General features: G+C 69.2%; 25 protein-coding genes. 9 read left to right on the plus strand and 16 right to left on the minus strand.

Translation table 11 applies throughout. The features are described from left to right. Window positions 1–84: 84 nt before the first annotated feature. The 5 genes from cmr6 to cas10 are packed head-to-tail and all read right to left on the minus strand — an operon-like array spanning window position 85 to window position 4,899. The gene (gene cmr6 / locus ACFMQL_RS36975; RefSeq protein ID WP_378789449.1) at window positions 85–885 is read right to left on the minus strand and encodes a type III-B CRISPR module RAMP protein Cmr6; all 801 of its coding nucleotides are present in this window, start codon (window positions 883–885) and stop codon (window positions 85–87) included. Continuing rightward, entirely contained in the window at window positions 878–1,330 is a 453-nt protein-coding gene (locus ACFMQL_RS36980; RefSeq protein WP_378789451.1) for a type III-B CRISPR module-associated protein Cmr5, read from the minus strand. The genes cmr6 and ACFMQL_RS36980 overlap by 8 nt, the downstream gene beginning before the upstream one ends. Then, window positions 1,311–2,156, minus strand: a complete 846-nt coding sequence (gene cmr4, locus ACFMQL_RS36985) for a type III-B CRISPR module RAMP protein Cmr4 (RefSeq protein WP_378789453.1) — start codon at window positions 2,154–2,156, stop codon at window positions 1,311–1,313. Before cmr4 ends, ACFMQL_RS36980 begins: the two co-directional genes overlap by 20 nt. Beyond that, window positions 2,153–3,217, minus strand: a complete 1,065-nt coding sequence (locus tag ACFMQL_RS36990) for a type III-B CRISPR module-associated Cmr3 family protein (protein ID WP_378789455.1) — start codon at window positions 3,215–3,217, stop codon at window positions 2,153–2,155. The genes cmr4 and ACFMQL_RS36990 overlap by 4 nt, the downstream gene beginning before the upstream one ends. Then, complete coding sequence (gene cas10, locus ACFMQL_RS36995) at window positions 3,214–4,899, minus strand: type III-B CRISPR-associated protein Cas10/Cmr2 (protein ID WP_364070438.1); 1,686 nt, start codon at window positions 4,897–4,899, stop codon at window positions 3,214–3,216. The genes ACFMQL_RS36990 and cas10 overlap by 4 nt, the downstream gene beginning before the upstream one ends. 306 nt (window positions 4,900–5,205) lie before the next feature. Between cas10 and ACFMQL_RS37000 the strand changes: the two genes are divergently transcribed. Then, a complete protein-coding gene (locus ACFMQL_RS37000; RefSeq protein WP_364070436.1) occupies window positions 5,206–5,901 on the plus strand; it encodes a TetR/AcrR family transcriptional regulator in 696 nt (231 codons plus the stop codon). A gap of 453 nt (window positions 5,902–6,354) precedes the next feature. On the opposite strand, the gene ACFMQL_RS37005 is transcribed toward ACFMQL_RS37000, so the two are convergent. The 4 genes from ACFMQL_RS37005 to ACFMQL_RS37020 form a co-directional block, all read right to left on the minus strand. Next, window positions 6,355–6,831 carry a hypothetical protein gene (locus tag ACFMQL_RS37005; RefSeq protein ID WP_378789457.1) on the minus strand — a complete coding sequence of 159 codons (477 nt, stop codon included), beginning with the start codon at window positions 6,829–6,831 and terminating at the stop codon, window positions 6,355–6,357. 71 nt (window positions 6,832–6,902) lie between these two features. Continuing rightward, window positions 6,903–7,592 carry a CRISPR-associated endoribonuclease Cas6 gene (cas6, locus tag ACFMQL_RS37010; RefSeq protein WP_378789459.1) on the minus strand — a complete coding sequence of 230 codons (690 nt, stop codon included), beginning with the start codon at window positions 7,590–7,592 and terminating at the stop codon, window positions 6,903–6,905. A gap of 395 nt (window positions 7,593–7,987) precedes the next feature. Further along, window positions 7,988–8,581 carry an IS3 family transposase gene (locus tag ACFMQL_RS37015; protein WP_378790254.1) on the minus strand — a complete coding sequence of 198 codons (594 nt, stop codon included), beginning with the start codon at window positions 8,579–8,581 and terminating at the stop codon, window positions 7,988–7,990. Beyond that, window positions 8,466–8,861, minus strand: coding sequence for an IS3 family transposase (locus tag ACFMQL_RS37020; RefSeq protein WP_378789461.1), 396 nt, complete (start codon window positions 8,859–8,861; stop codon window positions 8,466–8,468). Before ACFMQL_RS37020 ends, ACFMQL_RS37015 begins: the two co-directional genes overlap by 116 nt. A gap of 941 nt (window positions 8,862–9,802) precedes the next feature. Between ACFMQL_RS37020 and ACFMQL_RS37025 the strand changes: the two genes are divergently transcribed. Continuing rightward, window positions 9,803–10,774, plus strand: a complete 972-nt coding sequence (locus ACFMQL_RS37025) for an ABC transporter substrate-binding protein (RefSeq protein ID WP_378789463.1) — start codon at window positions 9,803–9,805, stop codon at window positions 10,772–10,774. Between the two features lie 167 nt (window positions 10,775–10,941). On the opposite strand, the gene ACFMQL_RS37030 is transcribed toward ACFMQL_RS37025, so the two are convergent. Next, window positions 10,942–11,349, minus strand: coding sequence for a DUF6294 family protein (locus ACFMQL_RS37030; protein WP_364069490.1), 408 nt, complete (start codon window positions 11,347–11,349; stop codon window positions 10,942–10,944). A gap of 67 nt (window positions 11,350–11,416) precedes the next feature. Between ACFMQL_RS37030 and ACFMQL_RS37035 the strand changes: the two genes are divergently transcribed. The 5 genes from ACFMQL_RS37035 to ACFMQL_RS37055 all read left to right on the plus strand — a co-directional run bounded on the left by ACFMQL_RS37035 (window position 11,417) and on the right by ACFMQL_RS37055 (window position 17,992). After that, entirely contained in the window at window positions 11,417–12,352 is a 936-nt protein-coding gene (locus ACFMQL_RS37035; RefSeq protein ID WP_378789465.1) for an alpha/beta fold hydrolase, read from the plus strand. Between the two features lie 1,712 nt (window positions 12,353–14,064). Next, window positions 14,065–15,321 carry a hypothetical protein gene (locus tag ACFMQL_RS37040; protein ID WP_378789467.1) on the plus strand — a complete coding sequence of 419 codons (1,257 nt, stop codon included), beginning with the start codon at window positions 14,065–14,067 and terminating at the stop codon, window positions 15,319–15,321. Window positions 15,322–16,045: 724 nt separating this feature from the next. After that, on the plus strand, window positions 16,046–16,297 hold the full coding sequence (locus ACFMQL_RS37045; protein WP_378789469.1) for a hypothetical protein: 252 nt from the start codon (window positions 16,046–16,048) through the stop codon (window positions 16,295–16,297). Between the two features lie 246 nt (window positions 16,298–16,543). Continuing rightward, window positions 16,544–17,584: a cation diffusion facilitator family transporter gene (locus ACFMQL_RS37050; protein WP_378789470.1), complete on the plus strand. Its 1,041-nt coding sequence runs from the start codon at window positions 16,544–16,546 to the stop codon at window positions 17,582–17,584. A 51-nt stretch (window positions 17,585–17,635) separates the two neighbouring features. Beyond that, window positions 17,636–17,992, plus strand: a complete 357-nt coding sequence (locus ACFMQL_RS37055) for a metalloregulator ArsR/SmtB family transcription factor (protein WP_364069478.1) — start codon at window positions 17,636–17,638, stop codon at window positions 17,990–17,992. A gap of 22 nt (window positions 17,993–18,014) precedes the next feature. Here ACFMQL_RS37055 and ACFMQL_RS37060 read toward each other — a convergent pair whose 3' ends face one another. From ACFMQL_RS37060 to ACFMQL_RS37075, 4 genes are read right to left on the minus strand one after another with little or no spacing between them, the layout of a single operon-like run. Beyond that, entirely contained in the window at window positions 18,015–19,058 is a 1,044-nt protein-coding gene (locus tag ACFMQL_RS37060; protein WP_378789473.1) for a flavin-containing monooxygenase, read from the minus strand. A gap of 48 nt (window positions 19,059–19,106) precedes the next feature. After that, window positions 19,107–19,817 (minus strand): helix-turn-helix transcriptional regulator, encoded by a 711-nt coding sequence (locus tag ACFMQL_RS37065; RefSeq protein WP_378789475.1) that lies wholly within the window; start codon window positions 19,815–19,817, stop codon window positions 19,107–19,109. After that, window positions 19,814–20,242: a hypothetical protein gene (locus ACFMQL_RS37070; protein WP_364069472.1), complete on the minus strand. Its 429-nt coding sequence runs from the start codon at window positions 20,240–20,242 to the stop codon at window positions 19,814–19,816. Before ACFMQL_RS37070 ends, ACFMQL_RS37065 begins: the two co-directional genes overlap by 4 nt. Beyond that, the gene (locus ACFMQL_RS37075; protein WP_378790255.1) at window positions 20,239–20,610 is read right to left on the minus strand and encodes an ArsR/SmtB family transcription factor; all 372 of its coding nucleotides are present in this window, start codon (window positions 20,608–20,610) and stop codon (window positions 20,239–20,241) included. The genes ACFMQL_RS37070 and ACFMQL_RS37075 overlap by 4 nt, the downstream gene beginning before the upstream one ends. A 175-nt stretch (window positions 20,611–20,785) precedes the next feature. On the opposite strand from ACFMQL_RS37075, the gene ACFMQL_RS37080 reads away from it, so the two are divergent. Next, window positions 20,786–21,154 (plus strand): DUF488 family protein, encoded by a 369-nt coding sequence (locus tag ACFMQL_RS37080; protein WP_364069468.1) that lies wholly within the window; start codon window positions 20,786–20,788, stop codon window positions 21,152–21,154. 25 nt (window positions 21,155–21,179) lie between these two features. Further along, the gene (locus tag ACFMQL_RS37085) at window positions 21,180–23,159 is read left to right on the plus strand and encodes an aconitate hydratase (RefSeq protein ID WP_378789478.1); all 1,980 of its coding nucleotides are present in this window, start codon (window positions 21,180–21,182) and stop codon (window positions 23,157–23,159) included. Between the two features lie 10 nt (window positions 23,160–23,169). Here the strand turns inward: ACFMQL_RS37085 and ACFMQL_RS37090 are convergent, their stop codons facing one another. Continuing rightward, window positions 23,170–23,502, minus strand: a complete 333-nt coding sequence (locus ACFMQL_RS37090; protein ID WP_364069465.1) for a cupin domain-containing protein — start codon at window positions 23,500–23,502, stop codon at window positions 23,170–23,172. A 26-nt stretch (window positions 23,503–23,528) separates the two neighbouring features. Next, window positions 23,529–24,743 (minus strand): NAD(P)/FAD-dependent oxidoreductase, encoded by a 1,215-nt coding sequence (locus ACFMQL_RS37095; protein ID WP_378789480.1) that lies wholly within the window; start codon window positions 24,741–24,743, stop codon window positions 23,529–23,531. Window positions 24,744–24,770 lie beyond the last annotated feature (27 nt).

A 24,770-nucleotide genomic window follows, 5' to 3' on the forward strand; every position in this document is an offset into this window, starting at 1 on the left:
GTTTCGCACCGACAGGAGGGGCAGGGCTGTCTCTCCTGTCCCATGCCCCGAGAACGGATATCCCGCAGGGCACAACGTATACCGTCACGTGACGACCTCCAGATAGCCGTATCCTGACGCGGTCTTCGCCCCGACGCCCAGGTCGTTGACCGCTTCTCGGAGCAGGCAGGCCGCATCCGACAGGTGTGGCTCCGGACCGGCCAGGTAGGCGATGAAAGAGCCTCGTTCGACGGCAAGAAAGGGGACGGGGACGGGGTTGATGTGTTCCCCAGGAGCAACGGGCCCGTCCGCGGGAGCGTTACTGCGATACCCCCGCGTGTGCGGGGTGAGGACGTGTTCGACCACCTCTACCCCCGCAGGGCCGGGAAGCGCGTCGAAGAACGTCACCCGGCCTGGCTGAGGCTTGTCGGCGTCCGGGTCGGTACCGAAGATGTCCGTCATGGGTTTCCCGTGCCGGCGGGCGTACTCCCGGGTCACGCCTTTGAGGGAGCTTCCGGGCAGGATGGGCCAGCCATAGGTGCTGTCCAGCTCGATTCCCACGTCATGGACGCCGCCTGAGCCCGTACCTGTCACCGAAGCGCCCTGCACGCGTAGTTCGATCGACACGTACCGGCCTTGTGAGGCCGAAGCCACGGCGTCGGCCCGGCGGCGGGCCACGGCGGCGACGAGCTCGCATGCCTTGATACCCGCTTCTTCTCCCTGGCCGAGGTTGTAGGCCGCAGCGACCTTGTACAGCGGGTCATCGACCAGTTCGGGAGCATCACCAGTCTTGATCACCGCTGATCGGTGCAGGATCAGCCGCCCGTTCGCCGACGACAGTGCGGGCAGCCTGCCGGGCGCGTCAACGGGGAAGAACTCCCGCAACGGGCCGAAAAGCTCAAGCATCTTGCGGCTCCTGCGCTGCGGCCGCCTCCTGCTCTCGTTCGAGAGCCTCGGCCAGGCGGCTCAGCCAGACGGCGAACTGCTCCAACCGCGCTGACAGCAGGGCTGTGTCCGCTGGGTGCCCTCTCAGGTGCTGCGTGAGCCGATCGAGAAAGTCAAGGTCGAGGGACGGACGCCCGGCCTCGTCCCAGCCGAGTACGGCACAGATTCGAGCGCGCAGCTCCGTGCCCACGACGTCGTACGCCTTCTCGAGCGGATTCTCGGTCCCTCGCTTGGCCGTGTAGTAGGCGAGTGACGGGAGCACTCCGCTGGTACGGAGCATTGCGGGCAGGCTCGCCAATCTCGTCAGCACCTCTGGCGAGACGTTGCCGTTCGCGTCCTTTCTGATCTTGTTCAATGCCCGCATCGCGTCAGCGGCAAGATCGTGGTCAACTCGCTGCAGCGCCATCAGCCCTCCACAGCCGGCACCACATCAGTCCTTTGCCGATGCTCTCGTCCCCGCCGACCCGCAGCACCTGGCCGTCCAGCCTGGCCAGCACTTCCATGTGCTCGGACCTGCCTTCCACCAGCGCCGCCAGCAGGCTCTCGCCTGGCAGGTACTCGCTGTAGAAGGGTCCATGGCGTACGGTCTTCGTCGGTTCTTCGGCTGCGCCGTTCAGCTGGACCCTGGCCACCACGGGCGCGCATTCCCGGCTGACTGCGGCTAGCAGTTCGTCACCGCCGTTGATCATGTCGCCGGCGAACTTCTTCCGGAAGAAGTCATGGTCAGGCAGCGCCCGTTCGGCGATCTGCTCCGCCCACGTTCCGAGTTCTTCGCTGTGCTGGCTGTCGACCACGTATGGGCCCACCACCAGCTTGGCCGTGCTCTTCTGGGTCACCAGGCACCTCGGGCCGGGTACCTGGGGTGCCTCCGGCAGCGACAGTCCCGCCAGGACCGCTTTGCGGTTGAGCCTGGCCTGCGCCACGGGTGATGTCATCCAGGCGAACGTGCCCTTGATCGTCGGCGCCGGGAAGGCGACCAGCTGCGCCTCGTGCACCCGTACCGCACCAGGCCGTGTCTGTTCACGGGGCTGCGTCACGTCGGACCCGAACATCTCCGTGCACAACTCGTCGTCGCGGAAACGTTCGCGCAATGCGCCTTTGAGGCTTTCCCCCTTGATGATCGGCAGTCCGGTAGCCACCTCGCGCTGGATCGGCAGGTCCACCACGCCCGATCCTGTGTCGGCTCCCGCGTGCACCGGCGTTTCCGCGTAGAGGAACAGCAGTGCCCTCACCACGACCACCGCCCGGCGAACGCGAAACCGAATCCCGCTGTCCTCAACCAGTCCTCCGCCTGTTCCAGGGGTTCGTCATAAAGCTGCTCTGCCGCCCGTTTCGCGGCGTTTTCGTCAGCGAACTGCAGGTAATAGACGCTGCCGGCCGGGACCGCCCACATCAGCCGCCCGCCGTGCATTTTCCCGCCCGAGGCGGTGACCGTGGTGATCACCTGCGCCGGTCCGACCGCCGCCGTCACCAGTTCCGCGCCCGGAAGCACCGGTTTCCAATCACCGCCCGGGAAGATCGCGGGTGCGGCCAGGTACAACACCATGCGTCCGTCGGGGAACGTGTCGGCGGATTCGGGCATGAGCACCTGCTTCGGTTCGTGAACCTGGGCGCGATGTCCGCGCCCGCCGAAGTTGACCACGTCCACGATGTGCCGGTCCTGCGGTCCGCCGATGCAGCGCGCCGCCAGCCCGTGCCCGTCGGCCAGGCGCAGATGCTCAGCGGTGTACAGCATCCCCTCTGCGGCCGTTCTCTCCTTGGTACGTGCCAGGCCGACCCGGCGTTCCACCCTCCACGGCGTGTGGCGCTCGCTGTCCGTCCAGAAGATGCTGGGCTGCCAGTCCACCTCGCCGTGGCGCAGGTAGGACGTGAGCGACTCGCGGTCCCACCAGCCCTGCCCGGGCTCGCTGTCCTCTTCGTCGGCCAGGTACGCACTGATCTCGTCGTCCAGATCGGTGCAGGCTTGCGAGTGGCGGGGTTTCAGGCGCTGGAGCCGATTTCTCACTTTGACGACGTCCAGCGGAAGCGGCCAGTGCGTCTCCCAGCAACTGTCGCCGGCCGGGGACACGACGAACGGCCCCTGCACCCGATCGGGCAGCACGCTTCCTCGCGCCTTGGGATCACGGCCGGCTCCGGGAGGAGCCCCGTAGGCTGCGCCGACCGCCCCCGCGATGGTGGTCGGGCTGGGCAGGACGGCTCGTGCCTGGGTGTTCACTCCCGCGTCGAAGGCGCGGCCGTCGCGGATGATGATGGTGTCCAGCGGTTCGATGACCAGCCAGCGTTCGCCGCTCACCGGTTTCCCCCGCGCAGGAAGTGTGCCACCAGCAGCGCGTCGACCGGGAGCTCGACGCGGTCCCCGCGTCGCACACACAGGGCGTGCAACGCCGGGCCGACCTCCTCCGGCATGCCCTGCCGTATTGCACGACGTCGCAGCTCCCGCTCCAGCCAGTCAGGCGTCAACGTGGCCAGTTCGGCGGCATCCCGCTCCATCCCGATCGCCAGGCCAGGCGACAGCGTCCCGGCGCTGCCCATCGCCTGGACGAGGGCGTCCACGTGGGCGAGCGCCGTATCGTCTTTCAGCCGCCACGGCGCTACCCACCGCACCCGCTCACCGCTGCGACGCTGAACCGCCACCGCAAGCCCGGGACGGGCACGATCCTTGGCCTCCTCCAGCAACTGATGGGCTGCAGCAACCGCCGACTGCAAGGGGAAGGAGACGTGGAAGAACACCAGCGCCGTACTCACGGTCGGCGTCTGTCCGGTCACCACACCCTGCAGCGTGGTCCCGAACACCTCCGCTGAACGCTGGGCCGCCTTGAGTGCTGTGGCCATGGGCACCAGTGCGAGCAGGTCGTCGCCTCCGGCGTAGACGACGCTTCCGCGGCAGTCTTCGATCGCCGTTCGCTGCTGCTTGCCCGCTTCGCCCAAGGCAGCCGACACCTTCTGGTGCCAGTCACGGAAGGAGCCGATCGCGCGGTCGCGGTCGCCGAGGGTCTTGCCCATTTCGTCGGCGTCTTGCGCCAGCACGGCGAGATAGGGGCTGAGAGGCGGCAGCTTGTGCGTTTCCGCTCGCCTTTTCAGGGCATTCGCAGCGTCTTGTCCGAGCTCACACCAGGTCTCGTCAGGGCGCACCGCCAAGTCGTAGTCGCGTCTTAACCTGCCAGGGTTCCACGTCTCGGGCGCACACCAGGCGCCTTCCACCGACCGCAGCCACTCCGCGTTGTTCTCACCGGCGAGCCGGGCAATACCCGGCAAGCCCTTGTGGCCTCGGCTTCCCTGCTGGGCCTGGCGTACCACTTCGTCCAGGTGTCCCAGCACCTCACGCAGTTCCGCGATCTCCTTCGAACACTCAGCGTCGGTCTCGGCGAGCTCACTCAGCGCATGCCGGTACGGCGCAGATGCGATCGACCATGTGGACGGGAACTTCTCCTGGCCGCCGCTGAAGCGTTTGATCAAGCCGATGCTCGAGAGGTACTCCCCCGGCTTCGCATGACCGTCGGCGTGGATGCGGTCGGCCGGCCAGCGTCCGCTGAGTGAGCAGATCCGCTCGGCCGTTACGGGGGCGAAGGTGAAGTTCCTGATGCGCTTACGCCGTCCAAGGAGGTCCTGCGCACAACGCCACTGCGCGTCGTAACCCTCCTCCATCGGTGGCACCACGACCCACTGCACATCGGGAAAGCCCACGACAGGCGCGGCTTGAGCCCTCTTTCGGAGACGTTCCCAGCGCTCATGAGCGGCATCTGCCATTTTCTGCGCGACCGTCCTGCCGCTGCCGGCGGGCGTGAGGACGACCACTCGGTTCGGGGTGCCGGCGGCTTCGCCCGTAACACCTGGCAGCACCACCTCGCCGGCCTCGCGCGCCGAGTTCACCATCGTCGCCGCCAACGTCGACATGATCTCGCTGGACGCGAACAGGTCTGCAGTTCGCCGCGATTCGGCCACGAACCGCTGGACACCTGGAATCGTGACGATCACCAGGTCCTGTCCCTCTTCACCTGTGCACGCCACAGACGCATCTCCCACAAAACGCAGACTCGCAGAACTGGACAAAACACCACGAAGACTGCCGATTGCAGCCCAATATGAACCATCATGGCCACGCCGAGAGAGCCAGCCGCCGCAATCGAGTGAAGACCATTAACTCCATGAATTACCGTTAGCGCAAGCGGAACGACGGAATCGGACAGCCCTCCTTCATCCATGCGGCAACACAGAAGCCCGTAAGAGGGATAAGTGGAAGACCGTTATAACGACACGACATCCGCAACCATGCCAAGACGCGTGAAACTACGTGAACAACTCATAAGGGATGCCAAAGCGGTGGCTCGGGAGCACATCGCCACCCATGGGGTCGACGGTCTCACCCTTACCGGTGTAGCGCGACGCCTCGGTGTCAGCCCTCCAGCGCTGTACAGATACTTCGACGGCAGGCAGGGGCTCATACGTGCCGTCTACGACGACCTCACCGCCGACCTGGCCGACACGATCGAAGCAGCCGTGCAGCGCCAGGATCGCGATGACGTCGCCGCGCAGATGCACGCGGCCACCCGGGCCGTACTGACCTGGACCCTCGCCAACGCCGCCGGCTTCAGCCTCCTTATGGGTGCCCACTACCCCGCCATAGCCGAAGCCGAGGCAGGCATGCCCACGGTGATCTTGCAGTCCCTGGGCGATCTGTTCGGCGAGTTCTTCGTCCGCTTCGCTCAGAGCGGTCAGCTGAGATACCCCGCTGACGACGAGATCCCTCCAGCCCTCATCCCCCAGTTGAAGATCTATCGGGAGTCGGTCAAACCCGGCCTGCCGCTCGGAGTCGCCTACATGATGATCTACTGCTGGCGGCAGATCTACGGCATCCTCTGCATGGCCACCCATAGGCACCTCGCCTTCGCCTTCGACGATCCCGAGCCTCTGTACGAGGCGATGATCGTCGACCTCCTCGCCCACCTCGGCGTCAAACCGAGCGCCAACCTGCGGTGAACAAACGAAGGCTGCCGACGCTGCGCATCCGGCCGCAGCCGCGCAGCCCCTGGCCACGCTCCGGTCCGCCTACTCCTTCACCGCTCAGCTCACCAGCCGTAACCGGCGCCGGCTTCGTTTTATCCGGACATAGGGTCGTTACCGGGATCAGATCACTCGAATCGCGTTCACAGACGCGACCACCATGGCGAGGGGCCTGCCACCTCGCCAACCTGTGCCGTGAGACCTTCTCCCGGCCCCTGACCTGCGCTCGTAGCGCCCTCAGCAGACGATCCGGCTGCTCCCGCTCGCGGAAGATCACCCGGCCGACAGCCGCCGCCCCGTCGACCGCCGTCCTCCGACGCTCCATAGCCCGTCGCAGATCTCTCCAACCCCGCCTCAGTCGGCAACCCCTTGAACCCGGTCTGACGGATGCGGGCTGCGCACCGTACGTTCTGGCTGGTGAAGTGGCGCTCAACCTGCGGGTTGTCGCACATGAGCACCGTCGCCGAGCCCGCCGTGACCCACGCGCCGTACGGGAGCGCCCAGAGCGCCACGCGGCAGCCCCGGCACACGGGCCCAGCCTGCCGTCCCGGTTGGCAATGTGTTCAGCGACCGGTTCGAGTCGAACAACGGCAGGGTCATCTTCGACCACAACGTGGTGCACCACTGCCCGCAGAACGTGCAGGCCCGGCCGGGTCCTTCGGCGTCGTCGGGAAGGAACAGCTGGTTGGCCTCGCGGCTCAAGACCGCGCGGTCCTTTGAGCGCTTGTTGTGGGTGAGCTTGGAATTCGGGTAGAGCGCGAACAGGATCTTCCACCAGTCGTACGCGCCGATGTCCGGGCTCGCGGTCGCTGACTCGACCGCGTCGTCCACGATCCGCTTGATGACGCCTTCGAGTTGTTCGTCCGTGACGTCCTCGACCCGTTCGCGACCGGCGAGCGTCGCCACCGCCCATGCTCCGCAGCGCTGCAGGGGGTGCCCGGTGAGGCGTAACGGCGATGCCGGGGACCGGACGACGCTTACCTGATCCACCCGAATCCTTCCACGGTGGACAGGCCGAGCCCCCACTCGTATATCGCATCCAGCAACTGGGGTGCCGCGGTCACACGAATGCGCGCCGTGGCGCCAATGCGAAACCCTTTCGCGACATCAAAACGACGGCGCGGGCCGGATTCCAGGACTTCAACTTCTACGTCGGACGGGAGACCGAGGAGATCCGCCTTGTGCCGGATGTTGTGCGCCAGCCCTTTCTGAAAATTCTCGTCGTCCGGGAGAATGTACATGCCATCATGTTTCACCAAAACCGGCGAAACCGCATCGAAGACCGCAACTCCGTCCGAATGGTTCGCGCTGCTTTCCAGCTGGACGCCGACCACCGACAGGACGACTGAGCCCCAGCGGATCTCGCGTCGCCCCGCCACCGCTGCCAGCAGGCATGCCGCGATGCGAGGTACTGGAGAGCCCATCGAGATCGCGCCCTTCGGGGCGGTCGCATAGATGCCTCGACCTGGTCGCGCATCAGGGAACAGCGGCGGAGAAATGCCCACCGGCCGCAAGGAGCCGCCCTTCCAGCCGACATTGTGCAGCTCCTCAGCGATCTCGGGATCCTGGCTCCGGATCAAATCATAGATGACCGCTCGAGCCGGGCCATGAACGTCTTTCCATGGAATAACGGTCGCATCGGTCGCAATATCCACCCGAAACCGCATTCAACCCCTCCTAGGTGTCCATGCCGAACGTGGCCCAGTATTACCTGCGAGCCCCGAATATTTCTGGAGAATCCTCAAACTGCCGCCTATATGCCGAAGACGGCCAAGATCGCCGCATCGCTGGTTGGTCTGGCAGACCACACTGCTCTGACGACTGGCCAACGCCGCAGCGACATCACCGTCCTTCCTCGAGGGGAGCGGCGCGGTCCCTCTCCCCCTCGCCAGGTACAGATGGACGAGTCGTCACTGACGGAGGAGCAGCAGCGTGATGGGGTTCGACGGCAGCGGCCTGCCGATCATGTGCCCTCTTCACGGACCGCTGAATGGCTCTGTGACTCTGCCGGCGCGCTCCCGCTGAGCTTTCTCCGTTGTGGCGGACACCGTCGTTGGGGTGGTCAAGCAGTGGCGGTGGTCTCGTAGTCGGCGGGGCTGCGGTAGCCCAGGCTGCTGTGGAGGCGGTGGAGGTTGTACCAGCCTTCGATGTACTCGAAGATCGCGTGGTGGGCAGCGGCGCGGGTGGGCCAGGAGCAAAGGTCGAGCAGTTCGCCTTTGAGGGTGGCGAAGAACGATTCGGCCAGCGCGTTGTCCCAGCATTGGCCGGTGCGCCCGACCGACAGCCGCACGCCGAGTTGTGCGGCCAGGCGGGCGTAGTCGGCGCTGGTGTATTGGCAGCCGCGGTCGGAGTGGAAGATCACCGGTCCGGCCGGGCGGCGGCGGGCGCAGGCCTGCTGCAGGGCCTCGGCGACCAGGCCGGTGCGCAGGTGATCGGCGGTCGCCCAGCCGACCACGCGGCGGGAGGCGATGTCGATGACGGTGGCCAGATACAGCCAGCCTTCCCCGGTGGGGATGTAGGTGATGTCGCCGCACCAGCGCTCATCGAGCCCGGCCGGGTCGGGGGTGAAGTCGCGCTCGATCAAATCCGGTCGCGCGCCGGCGTGTAAGTCGGGGATGGTGGTGGTCTGCCGGCGGGGCCTGTAGCGGCCGGCCAGGCCGAGCGCGCGCTATCAGCCGGGCCACCCGTCTGCGCCCGCACCGCTGACCGTCCTGCCTCAGCTGCGCGTGCACGCGGGGCGCGCCGTAGCTGCCCCGGGAGCGGGCGTGCACCCGGGCGATCTGCTCGGCCAGCTCGGCGTCGCGGGTTGCGCGCGGGCCGGGGGTGGCATTGCGGCGGGCGTAGAAGGCGGCACGGGAGACTCCCAGCAGCTCACAGGCGCGTTTGACGCTGTGGCCGCCTTGCTCTTCCGCCTCGATGAACGGGTGCACGCTCACCGGGTCTGTTTGGCGAAGAAAGCCGTCGCTCGCTTGAGGATGTCGACGTCCTCGTGCAGGCGCCGGTTCTCGCGCCGCAACGCCGCCAGTTCCTCCCACTCGCTGCTGGTCACCGTGATGAGCGGATCAGTGTCTGGTAGGTGTCGCCGAGTTGGTGGCGCTGCGATCCCTCCAGGGTAATGAGCGGACGAGGGCGGCGGGGTTCAAGCCGTTCGGCAAGCCGGCGTTGCGATCCCTCCAGGGTGATGAGCGGACCCCAGGGTAAAGCCGCAGGTCACAGGGGTGGGTCGACGGGCTTGAAGCGCGGATTTTGCAGCAGTCCGGCGGTAGTGCAGATACGCAGGTCAGGAGGGGTGCCCGCCCGGCGATCCGCACTGCCATGGATGGCACTCTAGCCTCGGGACACCGCCGAGGCGAGGGTCGGCTCCGCCTCGCACCAGTCCAGACCTGCGGCGACGACAAGTGGGGTCAAGGTCAGGAACACGTGCCGCGCATCGGCTGGTGTGAGGCGGCGGGGATGTCACGTTCCGGTGTGCCTCGCCGTGCGCGGAAGACGGCGAAGATGAGCAGATCGAGGGCTACCGGGTCGGTGCGGAGGGGTGCCGCCCAGGCGGATTGGCGGAGGTCTCGGATGGGCCGGGCTGCGGCGCCGCGGCGGCGTCGTGGCGCGTATCCGGAGCGGTTGAAGCGCGGCACGATCGCCGGGATGATCAGCGAGACCCGGCCGGTGTGCCCGCAGCAGGAGCACCTCGAGCTGTTCGTCGACACGTGTCTGTACGTGGCGCAGCAGGCGGGCCGCCCGCTGCCCGCCGCGCTGGGCGATCGCGAGGCGTGGCGGGCGGCGTACCGGGAGCTGCTGCTGGGCATGGCCGGTGCGCGCAGCGCCGACCGGCAGGCGGCGGAGGCGGTCAAGCGGCTTCAGGCGCTGGACAGCGGCTCAGATGAGCCGCGGGTATCGGGCCCCCGGCGAGGCAGGCCGACGGCGTCAGGCGGTGGAGGAGGACCGTACGCCTCGCCGGAGGCCCTCGAAGCGGACCTACGTCAAGGTCCTCAGCGCCCTCGCGCTGGTGGCCGCCGTCGGGACGCTGTCGGCCGGCCCGACGTCGAGCGCGCAGGTGGGCGGCGACGGGGTGTTCCGGGTGGGGGCGCTGGTGCCCAAGACCGGCGGGCTGCAGTTCTTCAACCGTCCCATGGCCGCGGGCGTGCGTCTCGCCGTCGCCGACATCAACGCGGCGGGCGGCGTGTACGGCCGGCCGGTCGCGGCGATCGAGACCGACTCGGGCGACTCGGACCGCCACGTCATCCCGGCGCTGACGCGGCTTCTCGCGCAGCGGGCGAACGTGGTCGTCGGTCCCGTCACGTCCTCGATGTCCCTGGCCATAGCGGATCACGTCAAGCACGCCGGCGTCGTGCAGATCTCCCCCACCGCCGCCTCCGACCGGCTCACCGGCCTCGACGACGACGGCCTGATCTTCCGCATGGCCGGCCCCGACGCCAACCAGGGCAGGCTCCTGGCCCACCTCATCGAGGCCGACGGCGCCCGCCGGGTCGGCATCCTCGCCCGCGGCGACGCCTACGGCGCCGCGCTGAGCGGGCACGTCCGCGACGCGCTACAGGTTCCGGCGCGGGTGGAGACGTACGACGCCGCCGCCAAGACGTACGCCGAGGACGTGAAGAAGATCAAGGCGTGGGAGCCGGACGCGATCGTCATCGCCGGCTTCACCGAGACCGCCGATCTCGCCCGCGAGCTGGTACGGCAGGGCCTGGGCAGCGGCGACCACCGGTGGTACTTCGGCGACGGATACCTCGCCAACGGCGGGGACACCGCGGCCTCGCTTCCGCCCGGCATCCTCGACGGGGCCAAGGCGGCGCAGGCGGGGCGGAGGTGTCCGCGCCGTTCGAGCAGCGGCTGAGGTCCGTCGACTCGACGCCGGTGAACTTCACGTACGCGCCCGAGGCGTACGACGCGACGGTGGTCGCCGCGCTGGCCGCGATCGCCGCCCCCGCCACGGCCAGAGCGAGCCGGCGGCTCGATCGGGTCATGCGCATCACCTGTATTCAGGAGTCGACGAGGCCGGGGTCAGCAGTGCCGGCTCAGCCTGATCCAGCCGACCAGGTCGAACAGGTCGCGGTCGAACTGTCCCTTGGCGCGCCACCGGTAGGTCCAGTAGGCGTTGGGCAGGTTCTTGACGAACTTGGTGCTGCTGCCGCCCGCCACCCGGATCTGGCCGAGGACCGCGCCGTCCTCGTCCAGGAGGTACGTCCACATCAGCCATGCGTCATCACCCGAGGTGCTGGACACCTTGGCGTCGAGCCGCGCGGTGCCGTCCGGATCCAGCGTCCAGGTGGCGCCCGGGCTGATGCGGCAGTCGCCCGCCGTCATGGCGCGCTTCCGGGTGAACACGCTGGGGTCGGTGTCGGCGGCGGCCGGCGCCGCGGCGGCCGGGCTCACGATCAGCCCTGCGGCCAGGACGGCGGTGCCGAGCACAGCTTTGCATCGACTGGCAGAGGCCACGCCATAGCCCGCCGCGTCCGCCCGGACGCCGCTGCCCGCCGTGCCCGTCCTGGTGATGGCGGGCGAGCTGGACATGAACAGCCCCACCGAAGTGGCCCGCTCTCTGCGAGCCTTTCCGAACGTGACCGTCGTGCGCGTCCCGTTCGGGCCGCACGCACTGACGTCCCCCGCCTCCCCGATGGGTGATTGCGTACGCGGCATGCTGCGCACCTTCCTGGCCACCAAGCAGGTGACCGACCAGAAGTGCACCGGCGAGACCTACCGTGCCCTCGGCGCCTTCCCCCAGACCGTAGAGGACGTGCCGCCGTACCCCACCCGCGGGCTCAGCACCACCCAGCGGCGGGTGCTCGCGGCCACCTTCCCCACCGCCGCGGACGCCACCGCCCGCCGCAACCCCGACAGCACGGTCTATGCGCGGGTACCGAACGAGCCAGGGCTGCGGGGCGGCCAGGTCACCTTCGGCGAGGACGTCCTGCTTCACGAGGTGCGGTTCGTACGCGACCTGCAGGTCAGCGGACACATCAAGCTGTCAGCGGACGGCCACGCCACCGCCGCACTCCACGCCAAGACCGGCGGACGCACCCACGAGGTGACGCTGACGTGGGCGGCGTTCTCCACCCACCAATCCGTGTCCGGCACCTTCGACGGCATCCCCTTCGACAGCCGCCCCTGCCGCCGTCAGCGGGACGGACGGCTGCACGTGCGGGGTGCTAACAAGGCTGCCTGCCCGGGTTGCAATCCCTCCAGGGTGATGAGCGACCCCCAGGGTAAAGCTGCAGGTCCGACAAGGAATTCGACAAGCTCACGGTACGGATTCTGCAGCAGTCCGCCTGTAGTGCAGATGCGCAGGTCAGAAGGGGTGCTCGGCGCGGCGCTTTCGAGCTCCCCGAACGAGCGGTACCCCTTCCCACATGCGACCTTGCGGCTGGCAGGCCACCGTTTGACTTCGCTTTCCGCCCTTCGGGGTCAAGGGTAGATCTTCTACTGCTCTCGCAGCATGGTGACGTACTTATCGATCCGCGCTGCCCGCGTCTCAGGCTTTTTCGCACTTGCTCTTGGCCCTGCGTAGTGTGAAGCGCTGCAACCAGTACTCGTCGTCGAGTTTGCTCTTCTGCCCGTCGATCCAGCCGAAGCACAGTGCCACCTCAAGGGCCTCGGCGTAGGTGATGGACGCGATGCCGGATTCCTTCTTGGTCCGGGCATGCGGGCGCGGGCGTCCGCAGGGTCGAAGTGGCGCCGCATGCTCTCGTCTGCATGTCCACGACTCGGCAGCCGTGGCCGCTGTTCGGCCGAGCTCTAGTCGGATCACAGCGCGGGATGAGACATATGCGGCCGATCGACGATCTTGTTCAGGTGCCTGTCGCGGGCAGGTTCACGCCTCATCACCGTCGATGAAAAGGGGCGAGTGCGAAGCGATGCGTCGGTGCGCCGCCGCCGCCCGAACTCGCCCCTTTCCTTGATCCTCCCGATACGCAACGCACAATGCTGGTTACGCACTGCGCTGATACTAGCGTGGGCTGCTGGGATCGGTAGGGCGTTCTGGATAAGTGAAGGGAGAGCCCCGATCTCCTGCAGGAGCCCCGCACCGGCCAGGAAGGCCGCCTGCCATGGCCGAGAGGCCCCGGCGCGGACTCGCGATCCGCCTAACAGGAGCGTCAAGCGTCAAGTGGATCAGACACTCGCTTGAGCAGCCTCGTGAAGGTGCCGTGCCACGCAGCGCATACGAGGTGATGCGATCAATCAGGCAGGAGACCATGTGCAAGCGACCCGGCGGCGTGGGGTTGAAAGGGCCCCCTGCGGCCAGGCGACGCGCGGAAGCGTCGGTTGTACCTGGTCGTGCGAAGCATAGAAGCGTAAGAACGGCGGACACGCGTCGCGGCGCGATGGGTCAAGACTCTTAGATCACGACGTTCTCTTATACCGCTCAGGTGTAGCTGTCCGATTTCCTTGATCTTGAAGACCTTGTCATGGACGCCGGTTGTAATCCCTCCAGGGTGATGAGCCGACCGGTGGCAGCCTCAAGGAGGCCCACTACCTGCACGAGTTGCGATCCCTCCAGGGTGATGAGCCGACCCCCAGGGTAAAGCTGCAGGTCAGGCAGGTGGTCCGACAGGCTTGCGGCGCGGATTTTGCAGCAGTCCGCCGGTAGTGCAGATGCGCAGGTCGGAAAGGGTGTTCTGCGCGGTCGTCATCCCCGCCATGAAGAGCACTCTAGTCTTTTCGCTGGCCGACGACAGTTCGGCGGCCGTCCCTGCCCCCACTTGGAGGCGGCGCTGCGCCGCTCCGTCTCGCCGCTCTTCGAGTGCTCGATTTCCGGGCTGGTAGAGCCAGCCTTCGTCCGAACGCCTTGGACAAGCAGCGCGTCCGTCCTCTATGCCCGCCGACCATCGTGAGCCTCGCCCACCGGCTCCACGGTGACTCAGGGATAGATCTTCTTCTGCTCGCCCAGCATGGTGACGTACTCCTCCTTGTCGGGGCGAACAGCGAGAGGGCCGGCGCCACACCCCGACCCAGCATCCCGTCTCAGAAGCCGCCGCCCGTCTTTCCAGGCGTCCGCGGCACCAGGGGCTCAACGGATCCTCAACACCTCCTCAACACCGCCCGGCGCAAGCTCGGAAAAGGTCAGAACCTCTGCGCGATCTCAGCAGTCCAACCGATCAAGACGCTCTCTTCCCTGGAGGATCCACGGTGTATCGGCCCAGGCGCATCCTCGTGGCGGTCCTGGCCGCCGGTCTGCTCAGCTCCTGCGGACAAGACGCGGGGAGCACCGGCGCGGCAAGCCCGCGCCCGCTGCCGTCCGGCACGCCGACGCCGTCCGCTTCCGCCTCGCCTCTGCCGGTCGCGCCGAAGACGCAGCTACCGGTGCCCAGCCTGTACGACACCTCCCGGGGCTGGGAGTCGAATCTGCCGGGGGACCAGTTCCCGCTGCCGCATTCCGGGGCGGTCGCCGTCGTCCAGGGCGGCGAGCTGACCGTGCTCGATGTGACCAACGGTCAGGTCCTGGGGAAGAGCACCGTGACGGGGCCCGGCTCGGTGTCGGCGTTCGCGATCACCGTGCAGGGCAAGGACTACCTGGTCGCCTCCTCGTCCGGCACCGTGGGCGGCGATGTGGTCCGCAAGGGCCGGGAGGTCACGACCATCGACATCTTCCATGCCCGTCCCACGGGGAACACCGTCAAGCCGGCGCACCACCTTGAGCTGGACGGCGACGGCTCGGTCACCAACGGCGGCGGCGGGCTGCTGGTGACGTTCGAGGACGACATCTTCATGACCGTGGATCCGGCCACGGGCGAGACGAAGAAGTACGACCTCAGGCGGCAGCGCCCGCCGGCCAGGGAGTGCAAGATCTGCATCGGCGTGAACGAGGTCCTGGCGGTCACGCCGCGCGGGCCGTTGCTCGCCATGAGCCCCCGGCCGTTCGAGCATTACTGGATTCCGGGTTCCTGGTCGGCGAAGGACATCTCAGACAGCCGGGTCTTCATCACGTGGGTCAAGGACCACTTCATCGCGAAGTGGTACGACGACGCCGGCAAGCGCGAGACCTGGGCCGTCCTGGACGGAGCCACGGGAAAGGTCCGCGCCGAGGTCACCTGCGTACCCGATCGTCGCGACGACGATTCCGACGGGGCGGCCGTGTCCGCCGGCGGCCGCTACCTCGTCTACAGCCAGACGGCCTTCGACCTGGAGAAGGGCACCGGCCACTGCTTCGAGGAAACCGACCAGGACAAGCCGATCCACCTCAACGGGGTGACCGATGACGGCGTCGCCTTCGGCGTCGCCCCGCCGACCGACGAGGTGGAGGACCCGCGCGTCATCGTCGACCTCGCCACGGGCCAGGTCGAGCCCGCCGACTACAGGGTGCGGCCGTTCGCCGATTACTCCGGATACGGCCTGTTCTGGGACGACTCCACGAAGACCATGGTCGCCTATCCCCACCGCACGTGACCTCACGGGAGCGGTTGACGGCTTCCCTGTGGAGGAGGACACGTGTTCGCCCGCCGGGCAGAGAGCCGTCCGATCGGGTCACAGCGCTGATGGAGGCGTACGCGTCGCACCCGGATCGCCGTGATCAGCAGGCCGGCCGCAGGCACGTAACGCTGGGGCGGAAACGCGTGCCAGGGAGTGTTCACGAGTACCCATGGGCCAGACCGCTACGGGCGGCCAACTGACGAGTGCTCCGAGCCTCACCCGAGATGGTCTCCCGCCGTCTCGGCTCGTGAGGCCCGCCGCCGTAGGCGTAGGAAACGGGCGATCACGAGGCTGACAGCCACAGTGGCCGCCGTCCCCACGACCCGCTGCCCGATGCTCCTGACCGCATCGTTCCTCCCTGGCGGCAGCACCACCATCTGGACGGCCGCGCCGACCGGCACGGTCAGCCGGGCGAGGACACCGATCGCTCCCGGGTGCCCGGCGCAGGCACCGATGGCACCGAGTACCGGACCGGCCATGGCGCTCGCCACCCCCCCAGTAGACCGTGTCGTAGAGGTAGGAGCCGGATGGGACGTCGTGGACGATCGTGTCGGCGACGCAGTAGGCGGCGGGCAAGGCCATCACGCCGGCGACGGCGCCCCGTGCCAGGCGACGGCCCGTGAGGGCGCCCCCTTGGCCACGGGTGGCCCACCATCCCGCCAGCACCCCCAGTCCTGCCCGCGCCCAGCCGGCGTCCAGCATGATGCTGACGATCTCCATGATCGACCACCCTCGGATGGTGGCCTCGACGCTTTCTAGATCCACGGTCAGGGTGGCTGCGGCATTGGCCGGCGATGTGGCGGCGCCGAATACCGCGCCGACGGCCAGGGCGCTCGGCGGGGGGATGACGCTGCGCCGCAGGATGGTGGTCATGGGCGGCTTTCCACCAGATCGGAGCGGCTTTGCGTTCGCCCGAGGCGGCCCACCCGAACACTGTCGATCGTGGGCGTGAGGCGGCGAACCTGTCCTGTCGTGGAGGCGTTCGGTGGGAATTCCGGCGTTTTCACCGGTTGCACGGTAGGGCGCGTGCGCGAGGCTGTGCGGCCGTGAGCTGCGGGTGGCGATGAGAAGTTACCTGACCTGCATATTCGTCGCATGTGCTGTTGCGCAGGAGTGGCACCTGATTCGTTGTCGCGTGCGTACATGACTACATATACTCCGCTCACACTCACTGTCCGGTTCGGTGGGGAGGGCGGAGATGTCGGGCCAGCACGGACACGGGCATGGGCATGGTCACGGACATCGGCATGCGGGTGGGATCCGGCGGGTCCTCAGCGGGATCAAGCATCTGCTCACTCCGCACGGTCACGACAGCGCGGACAGGACGGACGCCGCCCTGGAGTCCAGTGCGCGCGGGATGCGGGTCCTGGCCATCTCGTTCGGCGCCCTCATGGTCACTGCCGTGGCTCAGGCGGTCATCGTCGCGTTCTCCGGCTCGGTGGCATTGCTGGGTGACACTCTGCACAATTTCGCCGACGCGCTGACCGCCGTTCCGCTGGGGATCGCGTTCTGGATCGGGCGGCGGGCGGCCACTCGCCGCTTCACCTACGGGTACGGCCGGGCCGAGGACCTGGCGGGTGTCGTCATCGTGCTGCTCATCGCCGCCTCGGCCGGGCTCGCCGGGTACGAGGCGGCCACCCGTCTCGTCCATCCTCAGGACGTCGAAGCGCTCGGCTGGGTGGCCGGCGCGGGGTTCGTCGGGTTCCTGGGCAACGAGCTCGTCGCCCGGTACCGGATCAAGGTCGGGCGGGAGATCGGCTCGGCGGCCCTGGTGGCCGATGGGCTGCATGCCCGTACCGATGGCTTCACCTCGCTGGCCGTGCTGCTCGGTGCGGGCGGGACCGCGCTCGGATTCCCCGTCGCCGACCCGATCGTGGGGCTGCTGATCACCGTCGCGATTCTGTTCGTGCTGCGGGACGCGGCGCGCGAGATCTACCACCGGCTCATGGACGCGGTGGACCCGGCGCTGGTCGAGCAGGCCGAGCGGATCCTCGCCGCCGTGCCCGGTGTCCGGCATGTGGGGGCGGTACGGCTGCGCTGGATCGGCCATGCGCTGCGCGCCGAGGTCGAGATCCAGGTGGATCACGAGTTGTCGCTGGTGGAGGCGCACGCGGTGGCGGTGGAGGCCGAGCACCGGCTGATCCACGAGCTGCCCCGGCTGAAGGCGGCCACCGTGCACGCCGACCCCGACGGCCCGGACGGGATCGACCACCACGCGCCCCTGCTCACCCACCGGTAGCGGGCGCGTCGTCCTTGCCCAGGACTGGGCGGCGGGAGAGCATACGTTGTCATGTACGCACCTGACGACCACTCCCCCGCCGGCGGCGCCCCCGAGCAGCCCACCGACGAACAGGTCAGTGCGGCGGTGGACGCGTTCCGGCTGCTGAGCGACGGTACGCGGCTGCGGTTGATGTGGTTGCTGTCCCACGGTGAGTACGACGTCGGCAGCCTCGCCGCGACCCTCGGCGTGGCACGCCCCTCGGTCTCCCAGCACCTGGCGAAGCTCCGGCTGGGCGGGTTGGTGCAGACGCGGCGGGAGGGGCGGCGCGTGGTGTACCGGGCCAGGGACGCTCATGTCCGCTCGCTGATCCAGGAGATGCTGTTCCACGCTGATCACGAGGTGTCGGGCATCCCCCGCCACGACTGACCGGCCTCCGCTTTTCGACGGTTCATCGGCGGGCGGTGCCGGTGCGGCGTCTCGACGTGTAGGTCTGTGCCACGCGGGCGGCGTCCTCCCCCACCCAGCCGAGGAGGGCGGAGCCGCGGCTGGTCTGGTACGGCAGGCCGACGTAGGTGAGGCCGGGGACGGGGCTGATGCCGCCGGCGTGGCGGGGCATGCCGGCGTCCAGGGCGCCGAGGATGCGCATCCAGCTGTAGTCGGGGCGGTAGCCGGTCGCCCAGATGACGGTGGACGGTGTCACGGTCCGTCCGTCGGCCGTTCGGAAGCGGACTCCCTCGGCGGAGACGATGCGATCGACGACGCGGACGCCCAGACGGCGCAGCCGCCTCGGGCCGGCGCCGATCAGCGGGTCGCGCTTGTGTACGAGGCGGCCGAGGCGGCTGGTGATCGGGGCTCGGACGATCCCGGCCCCATCGAGCCAGGCGAAGAGGTCGCGGCCGAGTACGCGCTGGGGCATCACGGGTTTGCGGGTGCCGAGGGCGAGGGTGACGTGCCGGTCCTGAGCCAGCTCGGCGGCGATCTGGATGCCGGAGTTGCCGCCGCCGACCACGAGTGCGGGGCCGTCGGGCAGGTGGCGGGGGTTGCGGTAGTGGGCGCTGTGCAGGGCGACGATGTCCGGTGCAAGGGGCAGGTCGGGGATGTGCGGGCGCTGGAAGGGGCCGGTCGCGACCACGACGCCGTCGGCGGTGAAGGTGTCGTGGTCGGTGACCGCTTCGAAGGTTCCGTCTTCCCAGCGGTGCAGGCGGCGTACGGGGGTGCCGAGGCGGATGGGCAGGTCGAAGTGCGCCGCGTACGTCTCCAGGTAGTCGGCCACCTCGTCCTTGCCGGGGTATCGGCGGCCGTCGCCGGGCAGCGGCAGGCCGGGCAGGGAGCTGTGGCGGGCGGAGGTGAACAGGCGGAGCGAGTCCCAGCGCCGCCGCCACGACTCCCCCACGCGCGTGTGGGCTTCGAGGAGCAGTACGTCATGTCCGGCCAGACGGAGTTCGCGGCCTGCGGCGAGTCCCGCCTGGCCGGCGCCGATCACGAGAATCATGCGTCCCAGCCTGGCCCGCCGCCCGCCGTGGAGGCTTGAACGAACCTGCTATCCCCGCAGCCATCGCACCCCGGCGGACAGGACCGAGGGCGCGTCGCCCATCATGCGGCGGATCGTCCTGGACAGGTGTGCGGAGTCGGAGAACCCGGCGGTGTGCGCGGCGTCGGTGAGGGTGCCGCCGTCGGCAAGCGCGTACAGGGCGAGCCGGAGCCGCATCCACAGCACGTACGGCCGGAACGGCAGCCCGGCCTGCTCCCGGAACAGGTGGGCCAGCCGGCTCTCCGACAGGTGCACGGCGTCGGCGAGCGCGGAGAGCCGCACCTGCCCCGGCAGGGTCTCGTCGATGAGCCGCATCGCCTGCGCCAGCCCCGGGTGGAGATGCGCCGCCGGGACCGTTCCCGTGATCTCGTCGGCCAGGGCGATCAGGGTGGGCAGGTCGTGGCGGGGCGGCGGTGAGAGGTCGATGGCCCCGGCGGCGGCCGAGCCGGTGCCGGGCGGGTGGGCGAGGTCGCCGGCCTGGGCCGGGTCGATGAGGGCGAGCAGGCCGGCGTCGGTTCCGCGGACGATCGCATGCCGGGTGTTGGCCGGGATCAGCGCGGCCGTCAGCTCGTGCGCGGTCCCGTCGCCGCCGCGCAGGATCAGGCCGTCGCCGATGAGGAGTTGCACGGCGTAGTGGGCGTGCATGGCGGCGGCGCCGATGTGCCCGCCGTAGTAGAAGCGGCCGGGGGTGATCGCCGCCCGTCCTCGCCATCCGTTCACCGGTCGGCGGGGCCGCAGCAGCCGTCGGAGCAGGCGCCCTCGGAGGCGGCGGGTACGGCGCAGCAGGCATCGCCGCGCCAGGCCGCGCGACCCTCCTTGACCGCGCCTGCGGCGTCGGCGGTGACGTACGCGGCGAGGGCGAAGAAGCCGACGGCGATCACGCGGAGCGCGGTGCGTTCGCGGCGTTCGTGGTCGGCGGCGGAGAACTGCCAGGCCACCGCGGCGGCCGAGGCGACCTCCCCGATCGAGTCGAGGCCGAAGCCGATGAGCGCGGCGGAGGAGGCGACGGCGCCCGCGGTGATGGAGACCATGGCCTCGATCACGTTGTACGTGATGGTCGCGGCCACCAGCAGCCGGATACGCCGCCGCAGAGCCGCCCGCCGGGCCGGGGCGGGCCCGATGCCGGGCAGGTCCAGCGCGCTCACGTCACCGCCTCCCCACCCGCGATCCCTCCCGGGCACAGCGCGACGGTGTGGCCGGTGGCGGCGAGGAGCTGCTGCGCCGACGCGAGCAGGTCCATGAGCTCCGGCCGGGTCAGGGAGTAGAACGACTGGCGTCCTTCGGCCCGGTAGGTGACCAGGCCGCAGTCGCGCAGGCAGGCCAGGTGCTTGGAGACGGTGGACTGGGCGAGGCCGAGCTCGGCGGTCAGGTCGACCACGCGGGCCTCGCCCCTGGTCAGGCGCTGCACGATGCGCAGCCGCGTCTCGTCCGCCAGGGAACGGAACAGCGCCGCCGCGGAAGACACCCCGGCTGCGATGCCGGCGCTCACGCACCGTCCACCGCCATCATCCATCGCCATGTGGCGATGATATGCGGCGAACGCTATGAGAAGGCAAGGCGGCTCCGGGGCCCGTGCCGCGGTAGGGAGCATCCGCCGCACGGCGAACATGACACTCTGCTGAACTCGCCTTGATGTCCACCGGCGTAGCGTCGGTGTCATGAGGGGTCGCCGGCGGTGAGGAGGAACCATGGCAGGCAAGACCCAGGTCAAGGTTCAGGTGCGCCGGGTCTATGACGAGCCGCGGGACGACGACGGCACCAGGGTGCTGGTGGACCGGCTCTGGCCGCGCGGGCTGACCAAGGACAAGGCCGCCCTCGACGAGTGGTGCAAGCAGGTCGCCCCCTCGGCGGAGCTGCGCACCTGGTACCGCCACGACCCGGAGCTGTTCGCCGAGTTCGCCCGCCGCTACCGCGGCGAGCTGGAGGAGCCCGAGCGGGCGGAGGCGGTCGCGCATTTGCGTGAGCTCGCCCGAGGTGGCGTGCTGACGCTGCTCACCGCGACCAGGCAGGCGGAGATCAGCGAGGCGGCCGTGCTCGCCGAGGTGCTCCAGGAATGATCATCATGCGGCGAGGAGGTCCGGCATGGGGTACAACGTCGCGCAGAAACTGATCGCATCGCACCTCGTGTCCGGCGACATGACCGCCGGGCGGGAGATCGCGCTACGCATCGACCAGACGCTCACGCAGGACGCGACCGGCACCCTGGTGATGCTGGAGCTGGAGGCGATGGACCTCGACCGGGCCCGTGCCGAGGTGTCGGTGCAGTACGTCGATCACAACCTGTTGCAGGCCGACGGCAAGAACGCCGAGGACCACGCCTTCCTGCGTTCGGCCTGTCACCGTTTCGGCCTGTGGTACTCCAAGCCGGGCAACGGCGTCTCCCACCCGACGCACATGCAGCGGTTCGGCGTTCCCGGCAAGACGCTGGCCGGCTCGGACAGTCACACGCCGGCGGCGGGTTCGCTGGGCATGCTGGCGATCGGTCTGGGCGGTATCGAGGTGGCGATGGCGATCGCCGGTGAACCGGTGTATCTGCGCATGCCCGAGATCTGGGGGGTGCGGCTGACCGGCGAGCTGCCGGCCTGGGTGAGCGCCAAGGACGTCATCCTCGAGATGCTGCGCCGGCACGGCGTCAAGGGCGGCGCGAACCGGATCATCGAGTACCACGGGCCCGGGCTGGCGCATCTGACGGCGATGGACCGGCATGTGATCGCGAACATGGGTGCCGAGCTCGGCGCGACCACCACGGTGTTCCCCGCCGACGATCAGGTCAGGGCGTTCCTGCGGGCCGAGCGGCGCGAGCAGGACTTCGCCGAGCTGCTCGCCGACACCGACGCCGCCTACGACGTCACCGACGAGATCGACTTGTCGGGCCTGGAGCCGCTGATCGCGCTGCCCAGCTCGCCGGGGAACGTGGTCCCGGTGCGGGAGGCGGCCGGTCGGCCGGTGGATCAGGTGGTGGTCGGCTCTTCGGCCAACCCGGGGTTGCGCGATTTCGCCGTCGTCGCGGCCATCGTGTCGGGGCGGCAGGCGCATCCGGGGGTGTCGTTCGACGTCAATCCGAGCTCGCGGCAGATCCTTCAGGATCTTACGAAGATGGGCGCCACGTTCACGCTGATCTCGGCGGGGGCGCGGCTGCACCAGTCCGGCTGCATGGGCTGCATCGGCATGGGCCAGGCCCCGGCCGCCGGGCACAACAGCCTGCGCACGTTCCCGCGTAACTTCCCCGGCCGGTCCGGGACGCGTGAGGACGCGGTGTTCCTCTGCTCCCCCGAGACCGCCGCCGCGGCCGCGCTGACCGGCCGGATCACCGACCCGCGCGACCTGCCACGGCTGCTCGGCATCGGCTACCCGGATCTGGAGTTGCCGGCCGAGTCCAGCGTGAACACCGCCATGCTCGAACCGCCGCCTCCGGCGCAGGCCGCCCGAGCGGAGCTGGTCAAGGGGGCGAACATCTCCTCGCTCCCCGACTTGCCGCCGCTGCCCGGCAGGGTGGAGGCGCCGGTCGTGCTCAAGGTCGGCGATGACGTCTCCACCGACGAGATCCTGCCCGCCGGGGCGCGGGTGCTGCCGTACCGGAGCAACATCCCCAAGCTGGCGGAGTTCACCTTCGCGCAGATCGATGAGACCTACGCCGGCCGCGCGCACGCCTCCCGCGACAGCGGGCACATCGTCGTCGGCGGCGCCAACTACGGTCAGGGCTCCTCGCGCGAACACGCCGTCATCGCGCCCCGCCATCTCGGCCTGCGCGTGGTCCTGGCGGTGTCGTTCGCGCGCATCCACTGGCAGAACCTCGCCAACTTCGGCGTGCTCGCGCTGGAGTTCGCCGACCCGCACGACTACGACCGCATCCAGCAGGGCGACACGCTCGTGCTGGACGACCTGAGGCGGGCGATCGGCGCGGACGGCGGCGAGATCACGGTACGCAACGCCACCCGGGACCAGCACTACACCGCCCGGCACCGGCTGTCCGAGCGGCAGATCGCGATGGTGCTGGCCGGTGGGCTGATCCCCTGGCTGCGCGAGCGGCAGCAGCCGTCCGCCTCCCGCGAGGCCGGGTGAGGCCGCCGGATCAGGGCAGCTTGGCGACGGTCAGCAGGATCTGGGAGTCCTCCAGCGCTTCGAGGCTGTGGCGGGCGTCGGGCACGATGAGCAGGTCCCCGGTGCGGGCCTCCCACTGCTGCGTGCCGGCGATCATGCGGACCCGGCCGTGCAGCACCTGCAGCGTGGCCTCGCCGGGGTTCTCGTGCTCGGCGAGGTGCGCGCCTTGACGCAGGGCGATGACCGTCTGGCGGAGCACCTTCTCGTGGCCGCCGTACACGGTGCCGGCGGCGTGACCGCCACCGGCCGTGGCCGCCCGGTCGGCCTGTTGCCGGGCCAGAGCCGTGAGCGAGATCTTCTGCATGCCGTCTTCCTTCCGGTTGCGAGTCCTCAGCGCACCAGGTGCCCGAGCGGGACGTCCGGGTCGGTGAGGGCTTTGCGGTCCACCGGGGCGCCGGAGAGAACGAGGGCCTTGAGGTGGTCGCCCTGGTCCCAGATGTTGACGTTCATCGCGGCGAGCACCCTGTCGTCCTCCCCCAGCCAGAAGGCGATGAACTCGCGCCGGCCCACATCTCCCCTGATGGCGACCTCGTACGTGGTGCCGGGCGGGACGTGGCCGAGGTACTCCATGCCGAGGTCGTACTGGTCGGTGTAGAAGTACGGCGGTTCCTCGTAGGAGGCGTCGCGGCCGAGCATGGCGCGGGCGGCCACGGCGGGCTGGTTGAGCGCGTTGGCCCAGTGTTCGACGCGGATGTGGTGGCGGTGGCGGGGGTGGTAGGCGTTGGCGACGTCGCCGGCGGCGTAGATGTCGGGGTCGCTGGTACGCAGGTCGGCGGTGACCTTGACGCCGTTGTCGATCTCCAGGCCCGCGGCGGCGGCGAGCGCGGTGTCGGGGACGGCGCCGACGCCGGCGATCACGGCGTCGGCGTCGGCGTGGGTGCCATCCGCCAGCCGCACACCGGTATCGGTCACCTCGGCGAGTCGGGCGCCCAGGCGCAGGTCCACGCCGTTGTCGCGGTGCAGGTCGGCGAAGACGGCGCCGAGCTCGGGTCCGAGGGCGCCGAGCAGCGGCTGGTGCTCCTGTTCGATGACGGTGACGTCGGCTCCGGCGTTGCGGGCCGCGGCGGCGGCCTCCAGGCCGATCCAGCCGGCGCCGATGACGGCGACCTTGCGGGCGGAGGACAGCGTGGCGCGCAGCCGGTCGGAGTCGTCGACGGTGCGCAGGTAGAGCACGCGCTCGCCGCCGGGCACGTTCAGGCGGCGCGGGACGGCGCCGGTGGCGAGCAGGAGCTTGTCGTAGCGCAGACGTTCGCCGCTGGAGAGGGTCACCTCGTGCGCGGCGGGGTCGAGTGCGGTGGCCTCGGCACCGGTGCGCACGTCGATCGCGTGGTCGCGGTACCAGTCCGCGTCGTGCACGAAGATCGTGTCGCGTTCGTCGTCGCCCTGCAGGTAGCCCTTCGACAGCGGCGGGCGCTCGTAGGGCAGGTGGGGTTCGCGGCCGATGAGGACGATCGTGCCGTCGAACCCCTCCTGGCGCAGGGCCTCGGCCCCCTTGGCCGCGGCGAGGCCGCCTCCGACGATCACGAACGTGGCCGGTTCCGTCATCGTGGGTCTCCTGTCTGCGCGTGCGGA

The organism is Nonomuraea fastidiosa, assembly GCF_042751225.1.
GTDB lineage: Bacteria > Actinomycetota > Actinomycetes > Streptosporangiales > Streptosporangiaceae > Nonomuraea > Nonomuraea fastidiosa.